The 20,951-nt window shown below is 47.1% G+C and carries 19 protein-coding genes and 1 pseudogene; 3 read left to right on the top strand and 17 right to left on the bottom strand.

From position 1 onward, the window contains the following. Nucleotides 1-33 precede the first annotated feature (33 nt). From AR543_RS13710 to AR543_RS13670, 9 genes are all read right to left on the bottom strand, one after another. On the bottom strand, nucleotides 34-930 hold the full coding sequence (locus AR543_RS13710) for an MBL fold metallo-hydrolase (protein WP_060535045.1): 897 nt from the start codon (nucleotides 928-930) through the stop codon (nucleotides 34-36). A 210-nt stretch (nucleotides 931-1,140) separates the two neighbouring features. Further along, nucleotides 1,141-1,824, bottom strand: coding sequence for a bacillithiol biosynthesis deacetylase BshB2 (bshB2, locus tag AR543_RS13705; protein WP_060535044.1), 684 nt, complete (start codon nucleotides 1,822-1,824; stop codon nucleotides 1,141-1,143). Nucleotides 1,825-1,844: 20 nt separating this feature from the next. Next, nucleotides 1,845-2,192, bottom strand: coding sequence for a YojF family protein (locus AR543_RS13700; RefSeq protein ID WP_026136063.1), 348 nt, complete (start codon nucleotides 2,190-2,192; stop codon nucleotides 1,845-1,847). Between the two features lie 414 nt (nucleotides 2,193-2,606). Next, the gene (locus AR543_RS13695; RefSeq protein ID WP_060536784.1) at nucleotides 2,607-3,731 is read right to left on the bottom strand and encodes a rhamnogalacturonan acetylesterase; all 1,125 of its coding nucleotides are present in this window, start codon (nucleotides 3,729-3,731) and stop codon (nucleotides 2,607-2,609) included. 707 nt (nucleotides 3,732-4,438) lie between these two features. Continuing rightward, nucleotides 4,439-4,864 (bottom strand): universal stress protein, encoded by a 426-nt coding sequence (locus AR543_RS13690; protein WP_060535043.1) that lies wholly within the window; start codon nucleotides 4,862-4,864, stop codon nucleotides 4,439-4,441. Between the two features lie 21 nt (nucleotides 4,865-4,885). Further along, nucleotides 4,886-5,947, bottom strand: a complete 1,062-nt coding sequence (locus AR543_RS13685; protein WP_227871749.1) for a YhgE/Pip domain-containing protein — start codon at nucleotides 5,945-5,947, stop codon at nucleotides 4,886-4,888. Between the two features lie 129 nt (nucleotides 5,948-6,076). Continuing rightward, nucleotides 6,077-6,508 carry a MarR family winged helix-turn-helix transcriptional regulator gene (locus tag AR543_RS13680; protein WP_060535041.1) on the bottom strand — a complete coding sequence of 144 codons (432 nt, stop codon included), beginning with the start codon at nucleotides 6,506-6,508 and terminating at the stop codon, nucleotides 6,077-6,079. A 119-nt stretch (nucleotides 6,509-6,627) separates the two neighbouring features. Then, nucleotides 6,628-6,879, bottom strand: coding sequence for a YolD-like family protein (locus AR543_RS13675; RefSeq protein ID WP_017812178.1), 252 nt, complete (start codon nucleotides 6,877-6,879; stop codon nucleotides 6,628-6,630). A gap of 328 nt (nucleotides 6,880-7,207) precedes the next feature. Continuing rightward, nucleotides 7,208-7,636, bottom strand: coding sequence for a universal stress protein (locus tag AR543_RS13670; RefSeq protein ID WP_060535040.1), 429 nt, complete (start codon nucleotides 7,634-7,636; stop codon nucleotides 7,208-7,210). 60 nt (nucleotides 7,637-7,696) lie between these two features. Here AR543_RS13670 and AR543_RS24305 point away from each other — a divergent pair, with 60 nt between their 5' ends. After that, nucleotides 7,697-7,900, top strand: a complete 204-nt coding sequence (locus AR543_RS24305; protein WP_158523970.1) for a hypothetical protein — start codon at nucleotides 7,697-7,699, stop codon at nucleotides 7,898-7,900. Between the two features lie 11 nt (nucleotides 7,901-7,911). Here the strand turns inward: AR543_RS24305 and AR543_RS13665 are convergent, their stop codons facing one another. From AR543_RS13665 to AR543_RS13635, 8 genes and pseudogenes are all read right to left on the bottom strand, one after another. Then, on the bottom strand, nucleotides 7,912-9,870 hold the full coding sequence (locus AR543_RS13665) for a glycoside hydrolase family 127 protein (RefSeq protein WP_060535039.1): 1,959 nt from the start codon (nucleotides 9,868-9,870) through the stop codon (nucleotides 7,912-7,914). Between the two features lie 119 nt (nucleotides 9,871-9,989). After that, complete coding sequence (locus tag AR543_RS13660) at nucleotides 9,990-10,826, bottom strand: carbohydrate ABC transporter permease (RefSeq protein ID WP_060535038.1); 837 nt, start codon at nucleotides 10,824-10,826, stop codon at nucleotides 9,990-9,992. A 1-nt stretch (nucleotide 10,827) separates the two neighbouring features. Further along, a pseudogene (locus AR543_RS13655) lies at nucleotides 10,828-11,774 on the bottom strand (carbohydrate ABC transporter permease). Nucleotides 11,775-11,847: 73 nt separating this feature from the next. Then, nucleotides 11,848-12,855, bottom strand: coding sequence for an extracellular solute-binding protein (locus AR543_RS13650; protein ID WP_250644902.1), 1,008 nt, complete (start codon nucleotides 12,853-12,855; stop codon nucleotides 11,848-11,850). A gap of 8 nt (nucleotides 12,856-12,863) precedes the next feature. Next, nucleotides 12,864-13,211, bottom strand: coding sequence for an extracellular solute-binding protein (locus tag AR543_RS24850; RefSeq protein ID WP_250644901.1), 348 nt, complete (start codon nucleotides 13,209-13,211; stop codon nucleotides 12,864-12,866). 110 nt (nucleotides 13,212-13,321) lie between these two features. After that, nucleotides 13,322-15,172 (bottom strand): sensor histidine kinase, encoded by a 1,851-nt coding sequence (locus AR543_RS13645; RefSeq protein WP_087071272.1) that lies wholly within the window; start codon nucleotides 15,170-15,172, stop codon nucleotides 13,322-13,324. Then, complete coding sequence (locus AR543_RS13640) at nucleotides 15,162-16,832, bottom strand: response regulator (protein ID WP_060535037.1); 1,671 nt, start codon at nucleotides 16,830-16,832, stop codon at nucleotides 15,162-15,164. The genes AR543_RS13645 and AR543_RS13640 overlap by 11 nt, the downstream gene beginning before the upstream one ends. Nucleotides 16,833-17,038: 206 nt before the next feature. After that, nucleotides 17,039-18,670, bottom strand: coding sequence for a formate--tetrahydrofolate ligase (locus AR543_RS13635; protein WP_060535036.1), 1,632 nt, complete (start codon nucleotides 18,668-18,670; stop codon nucleotides 17,039-17,041). A gap of 145 nt (nucleotides 18,671-18,815) precedes the next feature. Here AR543_RS13635 and AR543_RS24300 point away from each other — a divergent pair, with 145 nt between their 5' ends. Together AR543_RS24300 and AR543_RS13630 are read left to right on the top strand one after the other, a co-directional pair. Beyond that, entirely contained in the window at nucleotides 18,816-18,983 is a 168-nt protein-coding gene (locus tag AR543_RS24300; RefSeq protein WP_158523969.1) for a hypothetical protein, read from the top strand. 178 nt (nucleotides 18,984-19,161) lie between these two features. After that, nucleotides 19,162-20,820 carry a putative bifunctional diguanylate cyclase/phosphodiesterase gene (locus AR543_RS13630; RefSeq protein ID WP_060535035.1) on the top strand — a complete coding sequence of 553 codons (1,659 nt, stop codon included), beginning with the start codon at nucleotides 19,162-19,164 and terminating at the stop codon, nucleotides 20,818-20,820. Nucleotides 20,821-20,951 lie beyond the last annotated feature (131 nt).

Genomic DNA, 20,951 nt, shown 5'->3' with positions numbered 1-20,951 from the left:
CTGCTATTATGCTATTATGATACCGCAGAACGTTTATACATCTGTCAGATCGCGGTCATCATCGCCCAGTCCAGGTGGTTCATTGGTAGGGTGATCCACGTATTTACCATGTGAAGGCTTTGCCCATTCATCAAAATGCGCTGCCAGACGCGGTAATCCTTCTGTTAGATCCGGCCCCATCATCGGCTGTCCATGCCCGGTCAACGCATGCTGCGGACGCAGGGACGCCAGACGCTCTACAGACTCGCGTGCTGCTGTCCAATCGGTGGTCGCATATCTCGGCGGTCCGCACAGTTCGCGCTTCTGAATCATGCTGTCCCACAGCTTGTCCTGATCTACTGTGATAAAAGCATCTCCTGCGATCAATGTTCCATCCTCTTCGCGGAACAGCGATATATGGCCGGGTGCATGGCCGGGCGTATGAATCCAGCGCCACTGGGACAAACCGGGTACACTGTGATCAGCCGGCAGATTATGAATATACGGCTGCAGATCAATCGGTTGATTCGGGAATACAGCAGACAAACGGGAATTAAGTCCACCCTCTACACCCGGATCATAGCTCGGATACTTGGATTGTCCGGTCAGGAAAGGCATTTCCATCGGATGGGCATAGACAGGTACATCCCACTTCTGAGCCAGTTCCACAGCCGAACCTGCATGATCAAAATGACCATGTGTCAAAATAATCGCTGTTGGCCGTGCGCCTGTGCCAAATCGCTCATTGGCTACTTTGACAATTTTGTCTGCGGACTGTGGCAAGCCTGTGTCCACCAGTACCCATTCTCGCAGACTGCCCGGAATGCCGATAAACGCTACATTTACAAATTGCAGAGTCAGACCATACACATCGGGACGCAGCTCCACCTCATCCCCGCTTCCTACTGTTGTCATCGGAATTTTTAGATTCTTCATCGGATTCTCTGCCATCTTAATCTCCTCCTCGTATGATAATCATTCATACCTTACTCTTACCCAATATGAAGAGGAATTAAGTAATTCAGCGAACAAAAAGCCGGACTCCTCTATAATTAGAGAACATCCGGCTATAAAAGTACGTATTAATTATACAGAATAAAATAATATCGACAGGTACACGATCAGCTTCTGCCAACTGTTATACCTATACTATTCAACCTGTCAGGCGTTCGGGAACTCGCGGAATGTCCAGAAACGCTCACGACTAAAGCGCTCGCGCAGTTCACGATCCATCTTTTTGCTTTTGCCCAGCTCACCTGGTGAAGGGAATTGGGAACGATGAGCATGGATCGAATCCAGCTTGTTCTGTAGGAAATCGCCTACATCGTTCTCGGTATCCGGGAATCCGATCTCATCGGTACAATTGCGGGAGAACGCCATAGTATACAGAGGCGGACGTTCCGATTCCGGCAGACGTCCCATCGCCCGTACAACAGCTGCACCGGTCGCATCATGATCCGGATGGACGCTATAACCCGGATAGAAAGTGAATACTGCAGAAGGCTTAAGTTCGGTCAGCAGATCAAGGATCGTACCATCCAGTACCTGTCTGTCTTCAAATTCGATCGTTTTGTCATGGAAGCCCATCATGCGCAGATCCTGAATACCGATCGCTTCAACCGACTTTTTCAGTTCGCCTTCACGAATACGAGGCAGATCTACTCGATTGGTAAAAGGAGGCGTCCCCATATTGCGTCCCATTTCGCCCAGTGTCAGGCAGGCATAAGTGACCTGACCGCCGCCAGCGATATGCTTGGCGAGCGTGCCCGACAGGCTGTAGCACTCATCATCCGGATGAGGCAGGACGACGAGAACGCGTGAATTGGCAGGAATAGTCATCATCATTGGTTTCATCTCCTCGTTCATTAAAAAGGTTCCTTGCTCAGCTGCAGAGCGACGACCAGCTTGCCCTGGGTATCATGCCCTGCCAGGATCAGCCGCTCCGAATCACTCTCTTCGTAGTGGGTCAGTCCTTCGGAATATACCCAGCCGTGCTCGGTTTTGAGACCGACACGAAAATGCGGAGCTTTCTCCGAAATCGAACCGGTCGTATAGCGGATCAGCGCATTGCTGATAAAAGTTGCGGCAGGATGCTTGGTGCTGTCCAGATGGGAAGCATAAGCGCCTGTTGTCATTTCCAAATGAATGTACAAATCCTGATCCTGTAGATCATGGATTCGCTGCTGGATAATAGCTGGATCAATAAGCTGCATGGCCATTGTACGATTCCTCCATCTTCTTACTCTGTTCGGTGAATCTATCGTAACAGACCTTTCCCTGAAAAGGAATGCCTGCTGCCTCGTATACAGCAGCACAGCAGACGTTCCACTGTCAGCGATAACGAATGTCATGTCGATCACCAAGTACTTATTATAGTATACTATATTATTTTTAGTATGTATAAGATTCTTGTATGTTCTGTTTTGATTTTCTTCTATCTGCTTTTATTCAGGCTGCGGAATTACCAGCCAGAATCAGGCTGTTTCTCCATGGATAGCAGACCTTATGGCCAGGAATACCCGTTCATCAGCTGATCACTCGTTCACCATGCTGTGATGCCAAAAAGCCTGAAAATCTGCATAAACCGCAGACTCTCAGGCTGGTATTCAGTACATTATTGAATTGATTTAACGGTACAATCCCTGTTTCTTCATCTCCTCGGTGAGCAGACGAGCGAGTTCAAGTGCTCCTGCATGATTGGGATGCAGTGTATCGCCATCCATATACAGTGCAAGTGTAGCTGCCGGTCCAATAGATGTAAAATAAGCCGAACTGATCACATTCAGGTCAATCAAACGTACGCCTTCCTCGGCAGCAAGAGCGATCGTCGCCTGACGGTACCAGCGGTTCTCTGCATTATGGACACCTGCACTGTTAAAATCGGTAGCACGGCCCTGTGGCGTGGACAAAATAACGGTAGCTCCTTTGGCTTTGACGAGCTGAACCATATTACGCATGATTTCCTTAAACTCTGCTTCGGTCTCGTTATTTTTTGGGTTCGTATCATTGATACCTAGTTGGAGTATAAAATAGTCGCCCGGCTTGATGTATTGAAGAATCGCTTCCAGCTGTCCATCATTGCGGAATCCTCTGGCAATCTGTCCCGCCGAAGCCATATTACGGACATTATAATCCGAAGGTTTGATATACTGCTGCAGCATCTGTCCCCATCCTGCCTGAATACTGGTAGCCAGCGGATAATAATTGGATACCGTCGAATCACCGCCGACATAGATTGTTGGGCGAGTGACTGGATTGGTAGACAGTTGGGAAATTTCCAAGGAGCTGAGGGTAAAAGCACCGCCTACCTTACCTTCGGTAACGAGTAGATTCAGCTGTCCATCCCAGATCGGAATCTCAAATTCATCGGTTACATTGTTACCGGTCATATTAATGACCTGATATACCCCTTCAGCAGCTACGCTGGAGCGACCGGTATTGCCAAGCATCACCTTGACCTTGTACAATCCATTCGGCAGGTCCACATTGAACGTATTACTGCTCTTGATACCAAAAGTAGTGAATTGAACCGCATCACTTCCTACCCCTTTGCCAGCAGCAGATACATTACGCATATTGGCAGGCGTATTGAATCCATGTCCTTTGCTGGCGTTATAACCATCTTCTGCCCGTACGCCTGTGTAACCAGCCTCCACTGCACCTCCACCAAAATCAAATTTGTAACTGGTGACCGCAGCGTTGGCAGCAGGAAGCGATGGCAGCAGGGCTGCGAGCATACAGCCTGTGAGCATCAGTGTACTTACTTTGCGCCAGAGTCTGCCTGATGTGTTTACTGATTTCTTTTCAGGAGGAAATGCGTTTACCGAATTGACGTGCATGGACTGCAGTCCTTGGGAAGATGATTCAGGGGTAGTACATGAGCAGTCAGAGAGACCTGAATGGGTTACTTTTTTCATAATTTCCTCCTTTTTATATGAAGCTAAGTAAGTGTACTTTTATAAAATTCGTTCTCAAATGTAAAACTTCCTCTAATATGTAAGTAAATAGGTTATTAAAATAAAGAAATACATAATATAATATTAGCGATATATACTCTACTCCAGCTATTTTCAGACTATTCAAAGGGTTTGATTATGAAAATATATAAACTTCACTAGAAAACAAGAATGATTTGGCATATATAATGAACAATGATTCTCGATTCTTATATTGATTTCCCTATTAACTCCTCTGGTTGCCTGGGTGTAACCTCATTAATATATAATTTGGAAAAGCAGATAATGGTAGATACCAAAAAGCCCGAGAGCGTCTTTAGGACACTTTCAGGCTTGATGGGACAATATGTTCCGACTGTGTGGTATATGAATAACGATATATAAGAAACCTGAATACTCGCACCATCAGGTTCTTTTTATTTATATGATTATCTTTCCATATTCCATTTATTTGTTTTGTTTTCACGATAGATTTTGTATGTTTTTACAAGCACAATTTTGAGCTATTTTACAATCATTACCGGACAATGAGCATGCTGGGTAACATAGTGGCTTACACTGCCCAGTACCCATTCCGACAAGGTACCAAGTCCCCGATGACCGATAATAATTAGTTGGGTCTGACGGGCTGCTGCATATTTGACGATCTCCTGGCCGGCATGTCCCTGCAGAATCTGGATGCTGGCATTCGACAGCGAAGCGATTTGTGCACTCAGCTGTGCTCTCACTTGCTCTTCTTCTTCTGCAAAATAAGCATCCAGTTCATGGGTTGGAATCATCAGCGGCTGCTCCAGCAGTTCGGATGTGGTCGGATCAACATAGACAATTTCAAGATGAGACTGCTGCACCGCAGCCAAAGCTGCCGCATGTTCCAGTGCACGCTGCGCATGAGCAGAGCCATCATACGCGACAAGAATATTCTGATACATATTTCATTGCTCCTTTGCTGATTAATGACTGGCTGCGGGCTGAGTCAGCGGGCTTGGTGCCGGACGAGTCAGTGCAGTGCGCAGAACAGTAATTCCCCATGTGATCACAGCAATCAGCAGCAGATGGATAACGAATGTCGTCACTGGGGCTCCGCTGTAAATCAGGCGCAGATAACCCTGGATACCATTGGGCGCAGGCAGGAAGCTGCCGATATGACGATAAACCGGTGTCAACATTGCAGATGGAATAATATTGCCTGCAGTCATCAGCTGAAATGGAATCAGTGCGACATTGAACAGCGGCGCTGCATTGCCAAACAGAGCGAATCCCATTTGCGTCACGGTAATACAAGCGATATAGACAAGAATATGGAATCCCCACATCTGCCAGAACGTCGCTGCCGGATCTGCAAATAGCATGGCTACGCCAGTAACAATAAGTGATCCAATAATGGATACGCCGAGCAGCAGCAGCTGTCTTCCCCAGAAAATATCCCATTTGCTATGACTGCGTTTGAGCATCATGGAAGAAAGATTCAGCTGGATATTCATCGTCATCACCCCGATATAGGTAACAAATCCAAGAATCATAGGCAGCATGGAGATAGCAAAGTTACTAATATTATGCGTTTTGACTACTTCGCTTGTAACTACCTGCTGCTCCACCTCTGCAAAAGCCTGCTTGCCTACAGAAGCAGAGATTTGTGCTGCCGAGCTCTCTACAATTGATTTGGCGATATCCGAATTTCCTTGATTAATATAATAAACGAGTTTGGTATTGCCTTTTACAGCAGCTTGTTCCGTGAAATTCTCGGGAATCGAAATGACCATCATCAGTGCGCCGTTGTCCATCTGTTGCTGTGCTTCGGACAGCGATGCGTAAGGTACTGTTGTGTAAGGGGCCTGCTTGCCGATTGCATCTGCTATCCGCTGACCGGCTGCCTGATCTTCGTTGACAATCCCTACCTTCAGCTGATCGATCCGCTCGGTAGCACCATTATATCCGGTCATCCAGATTAGTGTGAATAACAATGGGACAAAGATAGCGAATACGAGTCCAATCTTGGTTTGTACAATTTTCAAAAATTCCTTGCATGTGTTTAACGCGTTCATTCTGTATATCCTCTCTCCTGCTTGTTTTAAATATAAATAAGTGCATAGCCTATAAATGGTTGTGCATGTATTTATCCAAAAAATCACCGGCTCCAATACTCAGCCGGACAGACTTTTGTATATTTTGTTGATGGCTTCGATAAATTGGTCACTGCCTTCATTTGTGAGCAGTTCATTGATCTCGGTCTCGATTCCGCGCATGGTCGGAGTGACCTGCTCCAATACTTCAATACCTTTGGTCGTCAAATGCACATTGACTGCACGACGATCATTGGGATCGACCTGCCGCACAATAAGCTGCTTGTTCTCCAAACGTTCCAGCGTTTTGCCGATGCTGGTCTGATCACGTTCATGCACTTGAGCCAGCTCTTTCTGGGATATCCCACCATGTCTGCTCAGTTGATGCAATATACCAAATTGTTCCGGGGTAATATCATAAGGCTGCAGACGTTGGGCTGCTTTTTTGCGATATAACAGATACGTTCGGGACAATAACAGTCCCAGAGGACTTTGTTCCTGATCAAAAGGCATATTTATCCTCCTAAATAAATACTAGCATAGCCGATAATCGACTATGCTAGTATATTACTTCTGCATTTTTAATGTCAAAGCTTATTTTGAAAAACGTATAAAATAATGTATACGTCTTATTAATCCCTCGGATAATTGACCTGCATAATATCCATAAAAGGAATCTTGTATAAATCTTCTACCTGCTGCACATGCACTTTGCCTGTACGTGAGTCCATATTTACAATCTGACCGCGTACTGTATCTTCCCAACCCCATACGGTTAGAACGATCTCTGACTTTTCACGGTACGCTTCAGTGAGTTGATTACCCATTTCTTCCAGAACAAATTCATCGCGTGTTGGACGCTTGGCCACTTTTGCTTTAGCCAACGAAATACCTCCCTAATCAATATGCTATATCTATTTTAACCTTATCTGTTCGTATACACAATACTTTTAAAGAAAAATAAGAACAAATGTTCCTTTTGTGAATGGATCTACATTATTATTCTTTATTCTATATGTGACGGGCAGCTTCGTTTATACTGCCTTTTACCATAAATACAACAAAAGACCGTCTACTGGACAGACGGTCGGTACGTATATGTGTATTCCATTAAATTACCAGCTTATGGCTGGAATCCGGTAAATTTGGATAAGCAGCGTGTTCCTATACAATATAATGCATAGACGAACAGCCTATTTGAGAACATACGGTTTATTTGATGATCATAACCGGAGCCTGTGCGCGCTGCGTTACATAACGGCTCACACTGCCCAATACCATCTCACTCATGGTACTCAGACCGCGGCTACCCATAACGATTAGATCAGGCTGGGACTGCTGTGCATATTCTACGATTCCTTTGGCTGCACTGCCGTATAGAATCACAGTGCGGGCATCGGGAATTTTGGAGATCATCTCACGCAGATTACGCCGGATCTCGTCTTCTTTGTGGTCAAAATAAATCTCCAGTTCGCTGGAGGTCATAATGAGAGGTTGACGCAGCTCATCTACGGTCGCTGAATCCACGTACAGAATTTCCAGTTCGGCTTGCAGACTCTGAGCAAGCGCAGCTCCACGCTCTAATGCTTTCTGGGAATGCATGGAACCATCATAAGGGACAAGAACATGCGAGATCGCCATGGTGAACTCCTCCTTTGATATGGGCTTCCTTATCCGGCAGTTAGCTATTGAATCAGCAGTATGGAGACCATACCTGATTTAAATATAAACCCATTTTATTCCAAATGCAAGCGTTTTCATTATAGTGGGGAAAAGGTTTTTCTTTTAGAAAAAGACGGAACAGTTAATGACTGTTTTTCAAAAGAAAATCCCCTGCTTGGGAGGCAGGGGATTAGATCCATCATTGCGATGAAAACTTATTTGCTGGTGATTGATTTTGTATGATGGAACCAGGATTACGCTTTACGAATCCAGACGGCCATATCACCCTCGCCGCGATTGCCCCACATAAAGTAAGGGATAGCGGTAAACGATTGACGGGTTTGTTCCGGGGCATGATCCTGATAGAGTGCTTCTCCCCAATTCTGCTCCTGCTCACGAATCGCGCTTCCTTCGATGATCGTACATCCACCCAGCAGCGTTTCGTCAAAGCGGGCCGTCATCGGTTGATCGGTCTCGATCTGCAGAGCAGCGATCAGTTCACCGTTATCGGCCTGTTCCAGGCAGTAGACAAGCGGGCCGCGCTGCAGGGCTACTTTGCCTGCGGTAGCGCGCAGTTTGGGATTGGCATGGATCACTTGTACATCCATTTCCACATTCCACTCGACTACATCATCGTCAGACCATTCACGCTGAATATAGACATAACCATCGCGCAGCAGGGAAGCATACTGCACCGTCTCTCCATTAATCGTCAGGGCTGCTTGCTTGCACCAGCCTGGCAGACGCAGAGCCAGTGTAAAGGACTGCGGCTTTTCGAGGGTAAAGGTAAAGCGAGAAGCACCGTTCCATGGATAGCCAGTCTCCTGCTGAATCCGTACATTGCGGCCGCCGATCGGCAGATCAGCCGATGCACCAACATACAGATGCGTATAGATCGTATCTTCATCGCTGCTGTAAATATACTGACCCAGTGACGTGATCAGGCGAGCCACATTCGGAGGACAGCATGAGCAGCCAAACCATTTCTGGCGTACCGGCTTCACATGGTGTTTGTCCGGGTTATGATGGCAGGCTGCCGGCCAGACTTCCAGCGGATTGACGTAGAAATAATGCTTGCCGTCCTGGGACATACCTCCGGTTACCGTGTTGTACAGCGCCCGCTCCAGTACATCCGCATATTCGCCTCTTGGCTGAATCTGCAGCATCCGGTGGGCAAAAAACACCATACCTACTGCAGCACAAGTCTCCGAATAGACGGTATCATTTGGCAGATCATAATCTATCGTAAAAGCTTCGCCATGATGCGTGGACCCAATACCGCCGGTAACGTACATTTGCTTGTGCACGATATTATTCCACAGCGTTTTGCAGGCTTCATAGAGACTCTCGTCTCCGGTCTGTCCAGCCAGATCGGCCATCGCTGTATACATATAGACTGCACGAACGGCATGACCGACAGCGACTTTCTGTTCACGAACCGGTACATGAGCCTGACTATAGGCCAGATCGATACGGTCTGTTTTACCCACAAAGAAATTGATTCGATCCCGATTTTCCCATTCCTGCTTCAGGAAATTCGGCTGCTGACCACGCTCATCAATAAAGAACTGGCTCAGACGCAGGTACTTCTCTTCTCCGGTTAACCGGTACAGCTTCACCAGTGCCAGCTCAATCTCCTGGTGACCATCATAGCCGCGCAGTTTCCCTTCTTCGGGGCCGAATACCGTATCTATGTAATCAGCCAGGCGGCATACCACATCGAGTAGCTGACGCTTGCCTGTTGCCTGATAATACGCTACTCCGGCTTCGATCATATGACCTGCCGTGTACAGCTCGTGACAATCTGCCAGATTGGTCCAGCGCTTGTCCGGCTCTTTGATAGTGAAATAAGTATTCAGATAACCATCTTCACCCTGTGCTTCCGATACGAGCTGGATAACTTCATCGGTAATGCGTTCCAGCTCGGGATCAGGGTGAGTCATCAGGGAATAGCCGACTGCTTCGATCCATTTGGCGACATCCGTATCCTGGAATACGAATCCATGAAACTCCCCTTCTGAACGCCCGGCAGCAATCTCAAAGTTCTTGATCGCATGGCTGGGTTCAGCATCGGCAATACGATCATGCAGTGCATCATACTGATAAGGAATAACGACTTCACGAACAAGCTTGTTATAGCCTGACCAGAATTCGTCCTGAATATGAACTTCCTTGGGACTAATTGTTTGCAGCAATTCTTTTGATTTCTCCATGTGTAGACTCCTTTATCTATTGGTTAAATAGGTTGGAATTAAGATAAAACAGCTTGCAGCCGAATTTGCTTTTCTGGCCTCTTGACCCGGGTACCCAGCTATCCTGTACGGCTACCGGCTTATCCTTTGATTCCTGTCAGGGCGATGCCTTCGATCAGATAGCGCTGGAAAATCACGAACAGCAGGATTGCAGGCAGAACAATAATCAGGGAAGCTGCCATCAGCACGCCCCACTGGGCGGTGTACATACCCTGAAATTGCTGCAGACCGATAGCCAGTGTAAACTTGCTCTCATCATTCAGATACACGAGCGGACCCATAAAGTCATTCCACGTATTGAGAAAAGTAAACAATCCAATAACGAGTACTGCCGAACGAGACAATGGCAGAATAATTCGAGTAAAAATAGTAAAATGATTGCCTCCATCGACAAATACCGCTTCATCCAGCTCGCGTGGCAGTGTCATATAAAATTGACGCAGCAGAAAAATATTAAATACACCTCCGCCAAAAAAAGCCGGCACAATCAGCGGTGCATACGAATTGATCAGACCAAGCGACTGCCAGCCGATAAATGTAGGAATCAGCGTGACGGCAAACGGCAGCATCATGCTGGTCAGCAGGATAGCAAATACTTTGTCACGGCCAACCCATTTCATCCTGGAAAAGCTGTAGGCAGCAATCGTACTTGATAGCAGTGTACCGATCAGCGTACCTACTACAATAATCAGCGTATTCAAAAAGTAACGTCCAAACGGCAGCTGCTCGAACGGTTCGATAAAGTTGCGCCATACGAAGGGTTCGGGAATCCATTTGGGCGGCATTTCAAAAATCTGTGCCAAATCCATCATCGAGCTTCGTACGAGCCAGTAAAAGGGAAACAAACATAGCAGTGAGCCAATAATCAGCACAGCATATAGCAGTACCCGTTGCCATCGAAATGCGAATGTCGTCATATCAACGTCCCTCCCCTTCGTAATAGACCCATTTCGGGACGTACGGAACAGCAGGAAGGTGAAGATCATAATAACGATAAACAGCACCCAGGCAATCGCACAGGCATACCCCATATTGGAGAACGTAAACGCTTCCCGGAACAGGTAGAAAATATAAAACAAACTACCGTTGTTCGGTCCTCCCTGTGTCATAACATATGGCTGGACAAACACCTGGAACCCGCCGATAAATCCCATAATCGTATTGAAGAAAATCGTCGGTGACGTCAGCGGAATTGTGATATACAGCAGCTTATGCAGGGCATTGCCCCCGTCAATCTCTATCGCTTCATAATAATGATCCGGAATATCCTTGAGTCCAGCGAGGAAAATAACCATCGTACCGCCGACTGTCCATAGGCTCATCAGCACCAGCGTAGGTACGACTGTCGTCTCGCTGTAGATCCACTGACTCTCCGGCAGATGCAGCGCCCGCATAATGACATTCAGTAGCCCCATATCTGGATCGAACAGCCACAGCCAGACCATCGAAGATGCTATCAGCGGTACGATCGTTGGAAGATAAAACGCTGTCCGAAAAAAGGTCAGCCCTTTCACATTTTGATTCAGCAGAAGCGCTAGGAAAAAAGCTACGATGATCTGCAGCGGCACACTCAGGATCACATAATACAATGTGACTCCCAATGATTTGTAGAAAAAGGCATCTGTGCCGTTGAACAGATTGCGATAATTCTCCAGACCGATAAAATTCGGTGTGGAAGCGACCTTATAATCGGTCAGACTCAGCCATAGGCTGGCAATCATCGGACCGAGTACGAAAATAACAAAGCCCAGGATTGCCGGAGCTGCGAACAGCCAGCCCAGCCAGTTTTCCCGCCGCCGTATCGAAGACAGGGAGCTTTTGGATACCGTTTGACGGCGCTCGGCCGTCTCTGTCATGGATTGCATATGTCCCACCTCTGCTTTCACGGAATTTGATAATGAACAGACCTGGAATCACCGAGAGAACATACAGACTTTGTTATTCTTCCGGGTAGGTTCCTTTAAATTCCGCGTTGGCTTTGGCAGAGACTTCGCTGAATGCCTGCTGAACCGTTTTTTTGCCCAGCCATACCTGATCAAGAGCAGGGTTAATGATGGCACTGATTTTCTCCGAATTTTTTAGATAGTATTCGTATGAGTTCACGCCATTATTCAGCGTCTGCTTCATAATTGCATCGGTATAACCTTCGGGATGTCCCGGCTTGACTGTTGCCCACTGCTGAATCAGAGCCGGATCGGTGTACCACTGTTTGGTAACCGGCATCCATAGACCGCTGGCATGCATCTCCAGACCGCTTTTGGCATCAAGCAGGAATTTATAGAACATCCATGCTTCTTTGGGGTGCTTCGTAGTAGCCGAGATTACTTCGGGTTCACCGAACAGCGTCGTTTTGCTTTCTTTGAGTTTGGGCAGTACGCCGACTCCGTAATTCATACCCGACTGTCCAAGATCCAGCTGTACCCATTGTCCATCCAGATCCATGGCTACTTTACGGCTTTGCAGGGCAACAGCCGGTGCAGGGATATTTTTGGACTGGGTTGGTGACGGTGCCACATGGTGGACGGTGATCAGATCGGCCATTTTCTGGACTGCCTCGATCATCTGCGGATCTTCCAGATTCAGCTTGTCCTTTTTCTCGGAAATAACACTTGCACCGTTGGACGGTACCATGAGATGCCACATCCATGTATCAAAGCGTACGCCGTACTGCTTGACATTGGATGGATCAAAAGCCGGGCTGGTCGCATTATTGCCATTGTTATCGATTGTCAGCTTTTTGGCAGTATCCAGGAATTGATCCCATGTCCATGCCTGTTCTGCCTGGGTCGGTGGCAGTGGCAGACCGGCTTCCTTGAACATATCCGCATTGTAATAAAGGCCAAATGCTTCCTCGGTCACTTTGATGCCAGCGACCTTGTCTTTATCCCAGTAGAGAATAGCATTGGGAATCAGCGTGTCAGGCGTCAATTCCTTATCGGTTTTCAAAAATTCGTTCAGATTGTACAATTCCCCTGTTCAGCCCACTGCAATCCCTGAGCTTTGTAGATCGGAAATACATCCGGTGCCTGATTGGCCGCAAACATTGTCGTCAGCTTGGTAACATAATCACCGGGAATATGCATGTAATTCACTTCGATCCACGGATATTTTTCGGTGAATTTGCGGGCAATCTGTTCCTGCACTTTTTTCTCGTTGGGACTGCCCCATGAAGCGTAAGTAAGTGTTACTTTTTGCTTGCCGTCCACAGTCTGTGCCGCACCGCTATTATCAGAACTGCAGCCAGCCAGCAGACCGAGCAGCAGTGCCGAGCACAATGTCCATAACAGTAATTTGACTCTCATGCAAATACCTCCCAGACCGTAAAATTTTCATTTTCCGGTATAATATATCGATGCTGCAGCATTGGATAAACTCATATTAGCAAGCGCTTACATTGGCTACAACTCGATTATTATTGGATTGGGGTATTTTCATTGGAAGAGTGCTGGCGAGGCAGTCGAATCAATACGAGCGTACCGCCGGATTCTTTTCGCTGCATATGAATTCCGGATTCACTCCCATACAGCAGCTTCATTCGGCGATCCACATTGATGATACCGGTGGAGCGAATATCACCGGTATGAATATGCTCCATCAGTGTGTCCGGAATCCCTTTGCCATTGTCCTCTACAGCAAACAGACGCTCTTCTCCCTCCAGCCAGCCGCGGATATAAATACGGCCTCCCGATTCGATCTCGCCAAAACCATGAATAATGGCATTTTCAATAAACGGCTGCAAAAATAGCTTGGGCACTTCTGTATCCAGCAGCTCCTGCTCGATATCCATATCGACTGTAAATTTGCCTTCAAATCGGTTTTGCATAATATACATATACTTGTCCAGCCAGCTCAGATCGGTCTCCAGCTTCCACAGCTCCTGCTTATTACGGGTCGTAATCTGGAGCATCTCTGTCAGACTGATCATCATTCGTGCCAGCTCATGCTGCCCATGCTCTATCGCTATCCAGTACATGGTGCTGAGCGTGTTATACAGAAAATGCGGATTCAACTGAAGATTCAGCGCCATAATCTCTGACTCTCTGGCTCTCAACCGGGAACCATAGTTTTCTTCAATCAACTGCTCAATTCGCCGGTTCATTTCATTAAACATCTCGGTCAGCTGACCGAATTCATCCCTGCTGTCCGACTGGATACGGATATCAAATTGTCCTTTTTCCACCTGCCGAATTCCCTGCTTGATCCGTGTCAGAGGTCGGGTGATATAGCTGGACAGCAGATAGGCGAGCACGACCGATACCATCGCCATAAACAGCAGGAACAGTCCTGTAGTCAGTCGCAGCTTTTGCAGACTGTTCACCGCAGCTGGAATAGGAATCTCGATATACGATATCCAGCCTGTTGTTTTCATTTTCTCATAAAAAACCATAGTGTCCTGCCCATTCGTATGCTGAATCAACATACCCTGCTCCTGCTGGCCTATCGCTGCCGGCAGCTCGGATACCCGGGTCTCGGCAAATTCGCCCTTTTCCAGACGGAGTACAGATACACCGGCTTTGTTGACCATCCCGTAGGCCAGCTGATTATAATCATTATGCTGTACATAGTCATTCAACACGCGGGCCAGCGACTCGGGACGGATATTAATCAGCAGCACAGGCGGTTCTCGATCTTCCTGGAGACGGTGGATATTGCCGTATTCATCTGCCGCTGTCATATTTAGCTGCTTGACTACAGAGATTAGCGATTCATATTCCAGCGGAATCTGGCGCAGCTCTTCCTGCTTATACATACCGGTATAGGAATAGGTGGGAATCCACACTTCAGCGCCCTGTCCCTTTTCTGCCGATTGCGCCAGTATCGATTGGTAAAAGTTCGCCGGCGTTACATACATCAGCGCATTGCTGCCATAACTATATGCGGGGGTCATGACATAGGAGGAATAGACCTCTTCATGATTGCTAAAGTATTTGAATAAAATCGGCGTAATGATCCGGTCTGTCCGTACCAGCGAAGACGCCTTTGCAGGCTCTACTGCATTCACTGCCCGCAGCAGATCATAATCCAGCGGCAGCATGCTCATACTGGATTCTATAGCCGATAAGCGATCATCCAGCAGCTGATTATTGGTGTGCAGTATGTTGCTGGTGCTGTAGCGTATATTATCCATTCGATCCTTGTAGGCGATATGGTTATAAATAAAACCCAGACTTAGAATAATCAGACTGGCCAGCAGCAGATGAGACAGCAGCAGCTTTTTTTTGAAGCTCATATCCTGGAACCAGCGGGCCCGGTTAGTCCACACCTGAACGAGTCACTCCTCCCTCATTTACAGACTCTGCTGCTGTAACCGAACGTCTGAATTGACGTCTGTATTCTTCGGGAGTATACAGAAATGTTTTTTTGAATACTTTGGCAAAATATTTGATATCCCGATATCCAACCCGCTGACCAATCTCGGCTACCCGTTCATTGGTCTCCAGCAGCAGGGTACGGGCATGCTGCATCCGCAGACGCTGAACATAATCGGTAAAGGATGTGCCAAAATGGGACTTGAACAATAGGCTGAAATAGGACGGATTATAATAAAAGCGTCCTGCCACCTCATCCAGACCAAGATCTTCGCTATAATGCTGTTCGAGGTACTCGCGGCATTCCAGCATAGCCTGATCACTTTTGCTTATCCGGGAGGTATCGATCTGCTCGATCCATTCACCCAACAGCGCAAGCAGCCGTTTACGCAAATCCATCATTCGGGCAGACTCCCGAATGACTGTCTCGAGACGCTGCCTGTAGCGATCCCTTACACTCTGCTCCATACCTGGTCCAGGATGCTGGATACAGGGCAGTAAGATTTGCAGTAAATGATATTTGAGAAAGGGCACGGAAGGTCGTTCCGCAGACAGCTGCATTAGCAGATTATCCAGTTCCTGCTGTACCCCTACGGGTTCTTTTTTGAGGATAACGCTTTCAATAAGAGCAGTAGATGTATAGCCAAACGACAGGAGCTGCGCATAGGATCGATCTTGCTCACAGGATGAAGCTATTTGCCAGCTGCTAGTATCCTCATAAAATTGTTTTTCCAGAGCAACTTCTGCTGATCGATAGGCCAAATGTACAGATTCTGTATCATCCGGGGCAATGAGCAGTATACCCTCTCCTGTACGAATATCCATATCATGTTGTACTTGCCAATATTGGAGTGCATCCATAACGCTATTCCGACATTCTTGCCGATGATGATCCTGCCATTCCTGTGGCCATTGTACAATAATAATGAGTGGATCATCGGAATCATCCATACCCGTGTAGTACAGATCTACCTGATCGTTCACAATAGTATGAAGATACTCCCGTAATTGTATTTTCCACAATGTCTCTTCTGATGGTGCAGATTCTATTCGGCACATCAACCAGATACTGATCGGTGCTTCCTGGTGAAAGTAAGACTGGCATTCCTGCTGTTCTTCCTTGTTCAATGAGCCGGTCACCCAGCGGTACAGCAGATGTTCCTGATATACAGGCTCCAGCTTGGCCAACTGACGGGACAGCGACTGCTGCTGTTCCAGCCGAATCTGATGCTGTCTGTATTCCAGCTCTATATTTTCCAGCAAAGGAAGCAGCTGCTCCGAAGTCACCGGCTTGATCATATAATCCATAACGCCAAGCCGGATCGCCTGCTGCACATACTGGAATTCGTCATATACTGTGATAAGTACAATACGCAACTCCGAATGACTGATACGAACCTGCTTAATATACTCCATCCCATTCATCACGGGCATCTGGATATCGGTAAGTACCAGATTAATGGAATAGGCAAGACTGATCTCCAAAGCCTCCTGTCCGTTTATCGCTTCATGCACGATATAATCGGGTCGCAGCTGGCGCACTAGTGCAGCTACTCCGCGTCGCTGGCGAGGTTCATCATCTACTATCAGTATCTGCAGTTGATGCTGGCTCATCTTTGTTCCCTCCTTTCCGAGAGTCCAAAATATAATTCATATTCTTATTAATTAATATCATATATATTAACGATAAACAAGGCAAAATCGCCTCTTCACAGCTTCTGTTAGAAGACGAATCAGGGAAGAGGGATATTGCCTGAAAGTATTACTTTAGGAACTGTACAGGCTTAATCGCTGTACAGCATTCTTTAGCTATTACCTACTTACACCAGTCCTTCGATCTGTCCGTCTGGATGCAGTGTCATCCGTTCGGCTGCCGGCACTCTGGGCAGTCCTGGCATAGTCATTGTATTGCCTGTCTCTACGACGATAAACCCTGCCCCTGCCGATAGCGAGACCCGGCTGATATTCATCATGAATCCTTCCGGAGCTCCCAGCCATTTGGACTGATCGCTGAATGAGTAAGGCGTTTTTGCCATGCAGACCGGCAGATGACCGAATCCATTTGACTGCAGCTCAGTCAGTGTACGCTTCGCTTCCGGGGAATATACAGCACCGCTTCCACCATAGATACCGGTAATGACTTGTTCGATTTTGGCAGTCAGCGGCAGTTCATCTGCATACAACGGCTGATACTGCGTTACTTCCGACTCCAGCAAATGAACAAGTGCTCTGGCGAGCGCTGCACCGCCTGCACTTCCTTCTGCCCATACTTTGGACAGTTCTACCGGTACCCCGAGCCGCTGGCATTCGTCCACAATCGCAGCAATCTCGGCATCTGTATCTCCGGCAAAATGATTGATGGCTACGAGTACAGGAACACCTGATTTCTGTAGATTGTTCAGATGACGGCGCAGATTAACCAGTCCCAGCTGCAGAGACTGTACATCTTCTCGATCCAGTTCCTTCACTGGTATTCCACCGTTATATTTGAGCGATTTGGCGGTAACGACGAGCACAGCCGCGTCCGGCTGAAGCCCGGTCTGACGACATTTAATATTCATAAATTTCTCCGCTCCCAGCTCTGCTCCAAAGCCCGCTTCGGTAACAGCGATATCTCCCAGGCGAAGTGCTGTTCTTGTGCCAATAACACTGCTGCATCCATGCGCAATATTGGCAAATGGGCCTCCATGAATAATGACTGGCGTGCCTTCCAGCGTCTGTACCAGATTGGGCTTGATCGCATCACGCAGCAGTACGGTCATGGCTTCTACCGCATTCAGATCGGCTGCTGTCACAGGCTGACCAGAATAGGTGTACCCGATAATAATGCGGCTCAGTCGTACTTTGAGATCGGCCAGATTTTCACTGAGACACAGGACAGCCATAACTTCCGAGGCGGAGGTAATTACATAGCCGCTCTCCCTGACTTCTCCATTACCGGCACCAATGCCGGTTACAATACTGCGCAGACCACGATCATTCATATCCGCTGCACGTTTCCAGAGAATCTTTTTGGGATGGATATCGAGTGCATTGCCATAATACAGATGATTATCGATCATGGCAGCAAGCAGATTATGCGCCGAGGTGATAGCATGCAGATCTCCGGTAAAATGCAGATTGATCTCGTCGGCAGGTATAATCTGTGCCTGTCCGCTGCCGGTTGCTCCTCCTTTCATGCCAAAGCATGGACCGAGTGAAGGCTCGCGCAATGCTGCGATAGCACGTACTCCAATAGCGTTCAGCGATTGGGAAAGGCCGATTGTCGTCAGTGTCTTGCCTTCTCCGGCAGGCGTTGGGTTCACGGCTGTGACGAGCACAAGCTTGCCGTCCGGCCGGTTTACGTGCTGCCGTATGGTATCAGGGTCCAGCTTGGCTTTGTATTTTCCGTACATGTCTACAGCGGATTCCGGGATTCCGGCTTCCAAGGCAATATTTATAATGGGTTTCATTTCTATGTACCTCCTACTTGGCAATATAGTTATTATCATACCATGTCCGGAACTGTTATTTGCAGCTGCAAGCTTCTCAGCACAAAATGCGATTTTCTGTTAAGATTATGTATACATAAAACCGGAATAATTTACAGGATCATGGATGAAAAAACAGGTTCCTGTTTTGACGGCGGATACATCCAGATTGCAAAATCTGGATAATACCAGGCTCGCGGAATCACCGGATCATTTATTTATTCAGGCGATGACTACCGCTTGTTTGCTGCTTTGGGTTCAAGATTATCGCGATGCCATATTTATTGCCCGTTAGATAGAAACCGGCATAATCTCATATCTACTCCTTGTCGATATAAGAATAGATCGCCTTATAAAAGATTGCATATACAAGATAAGTTGAGCATCATAATTATTAATTTTGATTTGTATTTGAAAACCGCAAAAATCATTTTAAAATACTAATGAAAGTATGATTGAAGGAGTGGAAATACGTGCATAATCATAATCAAGAAATACCTCCGCTCCTTGCCCAGGCTCTGGATGCGACCGAAGATCTCATTTATGTGATGCGTGTGGAACCGGGCCAGTTTGTCTACAGTTTTCTGAATAAAGCCGCCTCCAAATTTAGTGGTGTGACTTCCCAGCAGATTGGTCAAAGCTTTTTTGACGTTTATACACATCAGCCGGAGATGGCACAATACCTGCATAATAAATACAACCGTGTACTCGCTCACGGAGAGAGCATGCGGTTTGAAGATGGATATCTTTTGCCAAATGGAAGGCTTAGTGGAGAAAGCATTATTTCCCCTATTCGCAATGAGGACCGGATCATTACCCATCTAATCTGTATCACCCGCGATTATACCGAGCGCAACCGGTATCAGGAGCAGCTCCGGTATTATGCCTACCATGACGAGCTAACCCAGCTGTTCAATCGGCGTTTCCTAAATGAATATGTACTGGATGAAGGCGTGCTCTATCTAATGGATATTGATAATTTTAAAAATATCAATGATATGCTCGGACATGATAATGGAGATACGCTGCTGATCGAGGTCACCGAACGGATCAAAAAAGTATTCGGTCCCGAGGAAATCATTTTCCGGATGGGCGGGGATGAATTCCTGATTATCAGCAAAAATCCGATTGTCGATCCCGAGCCAATCGCTGAACGTGTGCTGCGGATTATGGATGAGCTGTTCCTGCTTAAAGGCCGGCAGGTGAGAATTACAGCCAGCCTGGGCGTATCCCGTGTCTCGTCCGATATACAATTATCGACGGCATTGCGTCATGCCGATATCGCGCTGCATCATGCCAAAAGCCTCGGACGCAGTCGGTACCATATTTTTGATACGGATTTTCGTTACGAACAGATTATTCGGTTTGATTTGGAGCTGGAACTGAACAACTGTCTGGAAAAGGATGAGCTTCAGCTCGTCTATCAGCCGATCTACAGCGTCAAGCAGCAAAAAGTGATTACCGTGGAAGCCCTGCTGCGCTGGTACAAAGATCATTCCCAGATCGTGTCACCTGTGGAATTTATACCAGTAGCCGAAGAAACACGGCTCATTATTCCTATCGGAGAATGGGTCATTCGGCAGGCATGCCGTGATCTACCGCAGCTTCAGCAAAAATACGGGCAATCGATTCGTGTAGCTGTCAATATTTCCAGGATCCAGCTGGATGAACCTGATTTTATCGAGCGACTGAATCAGATTGTGCAAGAAGAAGGTATCTCTGCCCGTTATATTGATCTGGAAATTACCGAAAGTGTAGCTACCAGCAATACAGTCGAAGAACAATCTTCGCTCGTAAAGCTGCGCGAGCAGGGGTATACGATTTCACTTGATGATTTTGGTACCGGTTATTCCTCACTCAGCATGCTGACCCGTCTGCCGATTGATACGATCAAAATCGACCGCTCTTTCGTGACACAAATGAATCCGCCTGTTCTCAAAGCACTGATTACCATGGCCGAAGCACTGGACCTGAATGTAGTCGCTGAAGGCATCGAGGATCAGGAGCAATGCCAGCATCTACTGAAGCTGGGATACACGGAATTTCAGGGATACTGGTTCAGCTACCCATTAGCAGTCTCCCAGCTGCCTGCGCTGTCGAATCTTCCTTATGCTCCGACTGATCGGAATTAATAAATGACAAGCCTATCTAGCACCGGACAGCCTATATCGGCTGCCAATTATAATACCGGGCACCCAAGCAGCTTAATCGATCATTTCATAACAAAAGGCTTCTCCACTGGTAATGGAGAAGCCTTTTTGAG

The organism is Paenibacillus bovis (assembly GCF_001421015.2).
Taxonomy (GTDB): Bacteria; Bacillota; Bacilli; order Paenibacillales; family Paenibacillaceae; genus Saccharibacillus; species Saccharibacillus bovis.
The sequence above is the reverse complement of the archived record's forward strand: the minus strand, read 5'-3'. Positions and strand labels throughout refer to the sequence as shown.

What these genes read in the sequence shown, in the direction of transcription:
- AR543_RS13710 (WP_060535045.1), bottom strand. Translation starts at nt 930, where the DNA reads ATGGCAGAGAATCCGATGAAGAATCTAAAAATTCCGATGACAACAGTA.
- AR543_RS13635 (WP_060535036.1), bottom strand. Translation starts at nt 18,670, where the DNA reads ATGAAACCCATTATAAATATTGCCTTGGAAGCCGGAATCCCGGAATCC.
- AR543_RS13695 (WP_060536784.1), bottom strand. Translation starts at nt 3,731, where the DNA reads ATGCTCACAGGCTGTATGCTCGCAGCCCTGCTGCCATCGCTTCCTGCT.
- AR543_RS24305 (WP_158523970.1), top strand. Translation starts at nt 7,697, where the DNA reads ATGGAGACCATACCTGATTTAAATATAAACCCATTTTATTCCAAATGC.
- AR543_RS13690 (WP_060535043.1), bottom strand. Translation starts at nt 4,864, where the DNA reads ATGTATCAGAATATTCTTGTCGCGTATGATGGCTCTGCTCATGCGCAG.
- bshB2 (WP_060535044.1), bottom strand. Translation starts at nt 1,824, where the DNA reads ATGATGATGACTATTCCTGCCAATTCACGCGTTCTCGTCGTCCTGCCT.
- AR543_RS13640 (WP_060535037.1), bottom strand. Translation starts at nt 16,832, where the DNA reads ATGAGCCAGCATCAACTGCAGATACTGATAGTAGATGATGAACCTCGC.
- AR543_RS13700 (WP_026136063.1), bottom strand. Translation starts at nt 2,192, where the DNA reads ATGCAGCTTATTGATCCAGCTATTATCCAGCAGCGAATCCATGATCTA.
- AR543_RS13670 (WP_060535040.1), bottom strand. Translation starts at nt 7,636, where the DNA reads ATGGCGATCTCGCATGTTCTTGTCCCTTATGATGGTTCCATGCATTCC.
- AR543_RS13660 (WP_060535038.1), bottom strand. Translation starts at nt 10,826, where the DNA reads ATGACGACATTCGCATTTCGATGGCAACGGGTACTGCTATATGCTGTG.
- AR543_RS24850 (WP_250644901.1), bottom strand. Translation starts at nt 13,211, where the DNA reads ATGAGAGTCAAATTACTGTTATGGACATTGTGCTCGGCACTGCTGCTC.
- AR543_RS13680 (WP_060535041.1), bottom strand. Translation starts at nt 6,508, where the DNA reads ATGCCTTTTGATCAGGAACAAAGTCCTCTGGGACTGTTATTGTCCCGA.
- AR543_RS24300 (WP_158523969.1), top strand. Translation starts at nt 18,816, where the DNA reads ATGAAAAAACAGGTTCCTGTTTTGACGGCGGATACATCCAGATTGCAA.
- AR543_RS13665 (WP_060535039.1), bottom strand. Translation starts at nt 9,870, where the DNA reads ATGGAGAAATCAAAAGAATTGCTGCAAACAATTAGTCCCAAGGAAGTT.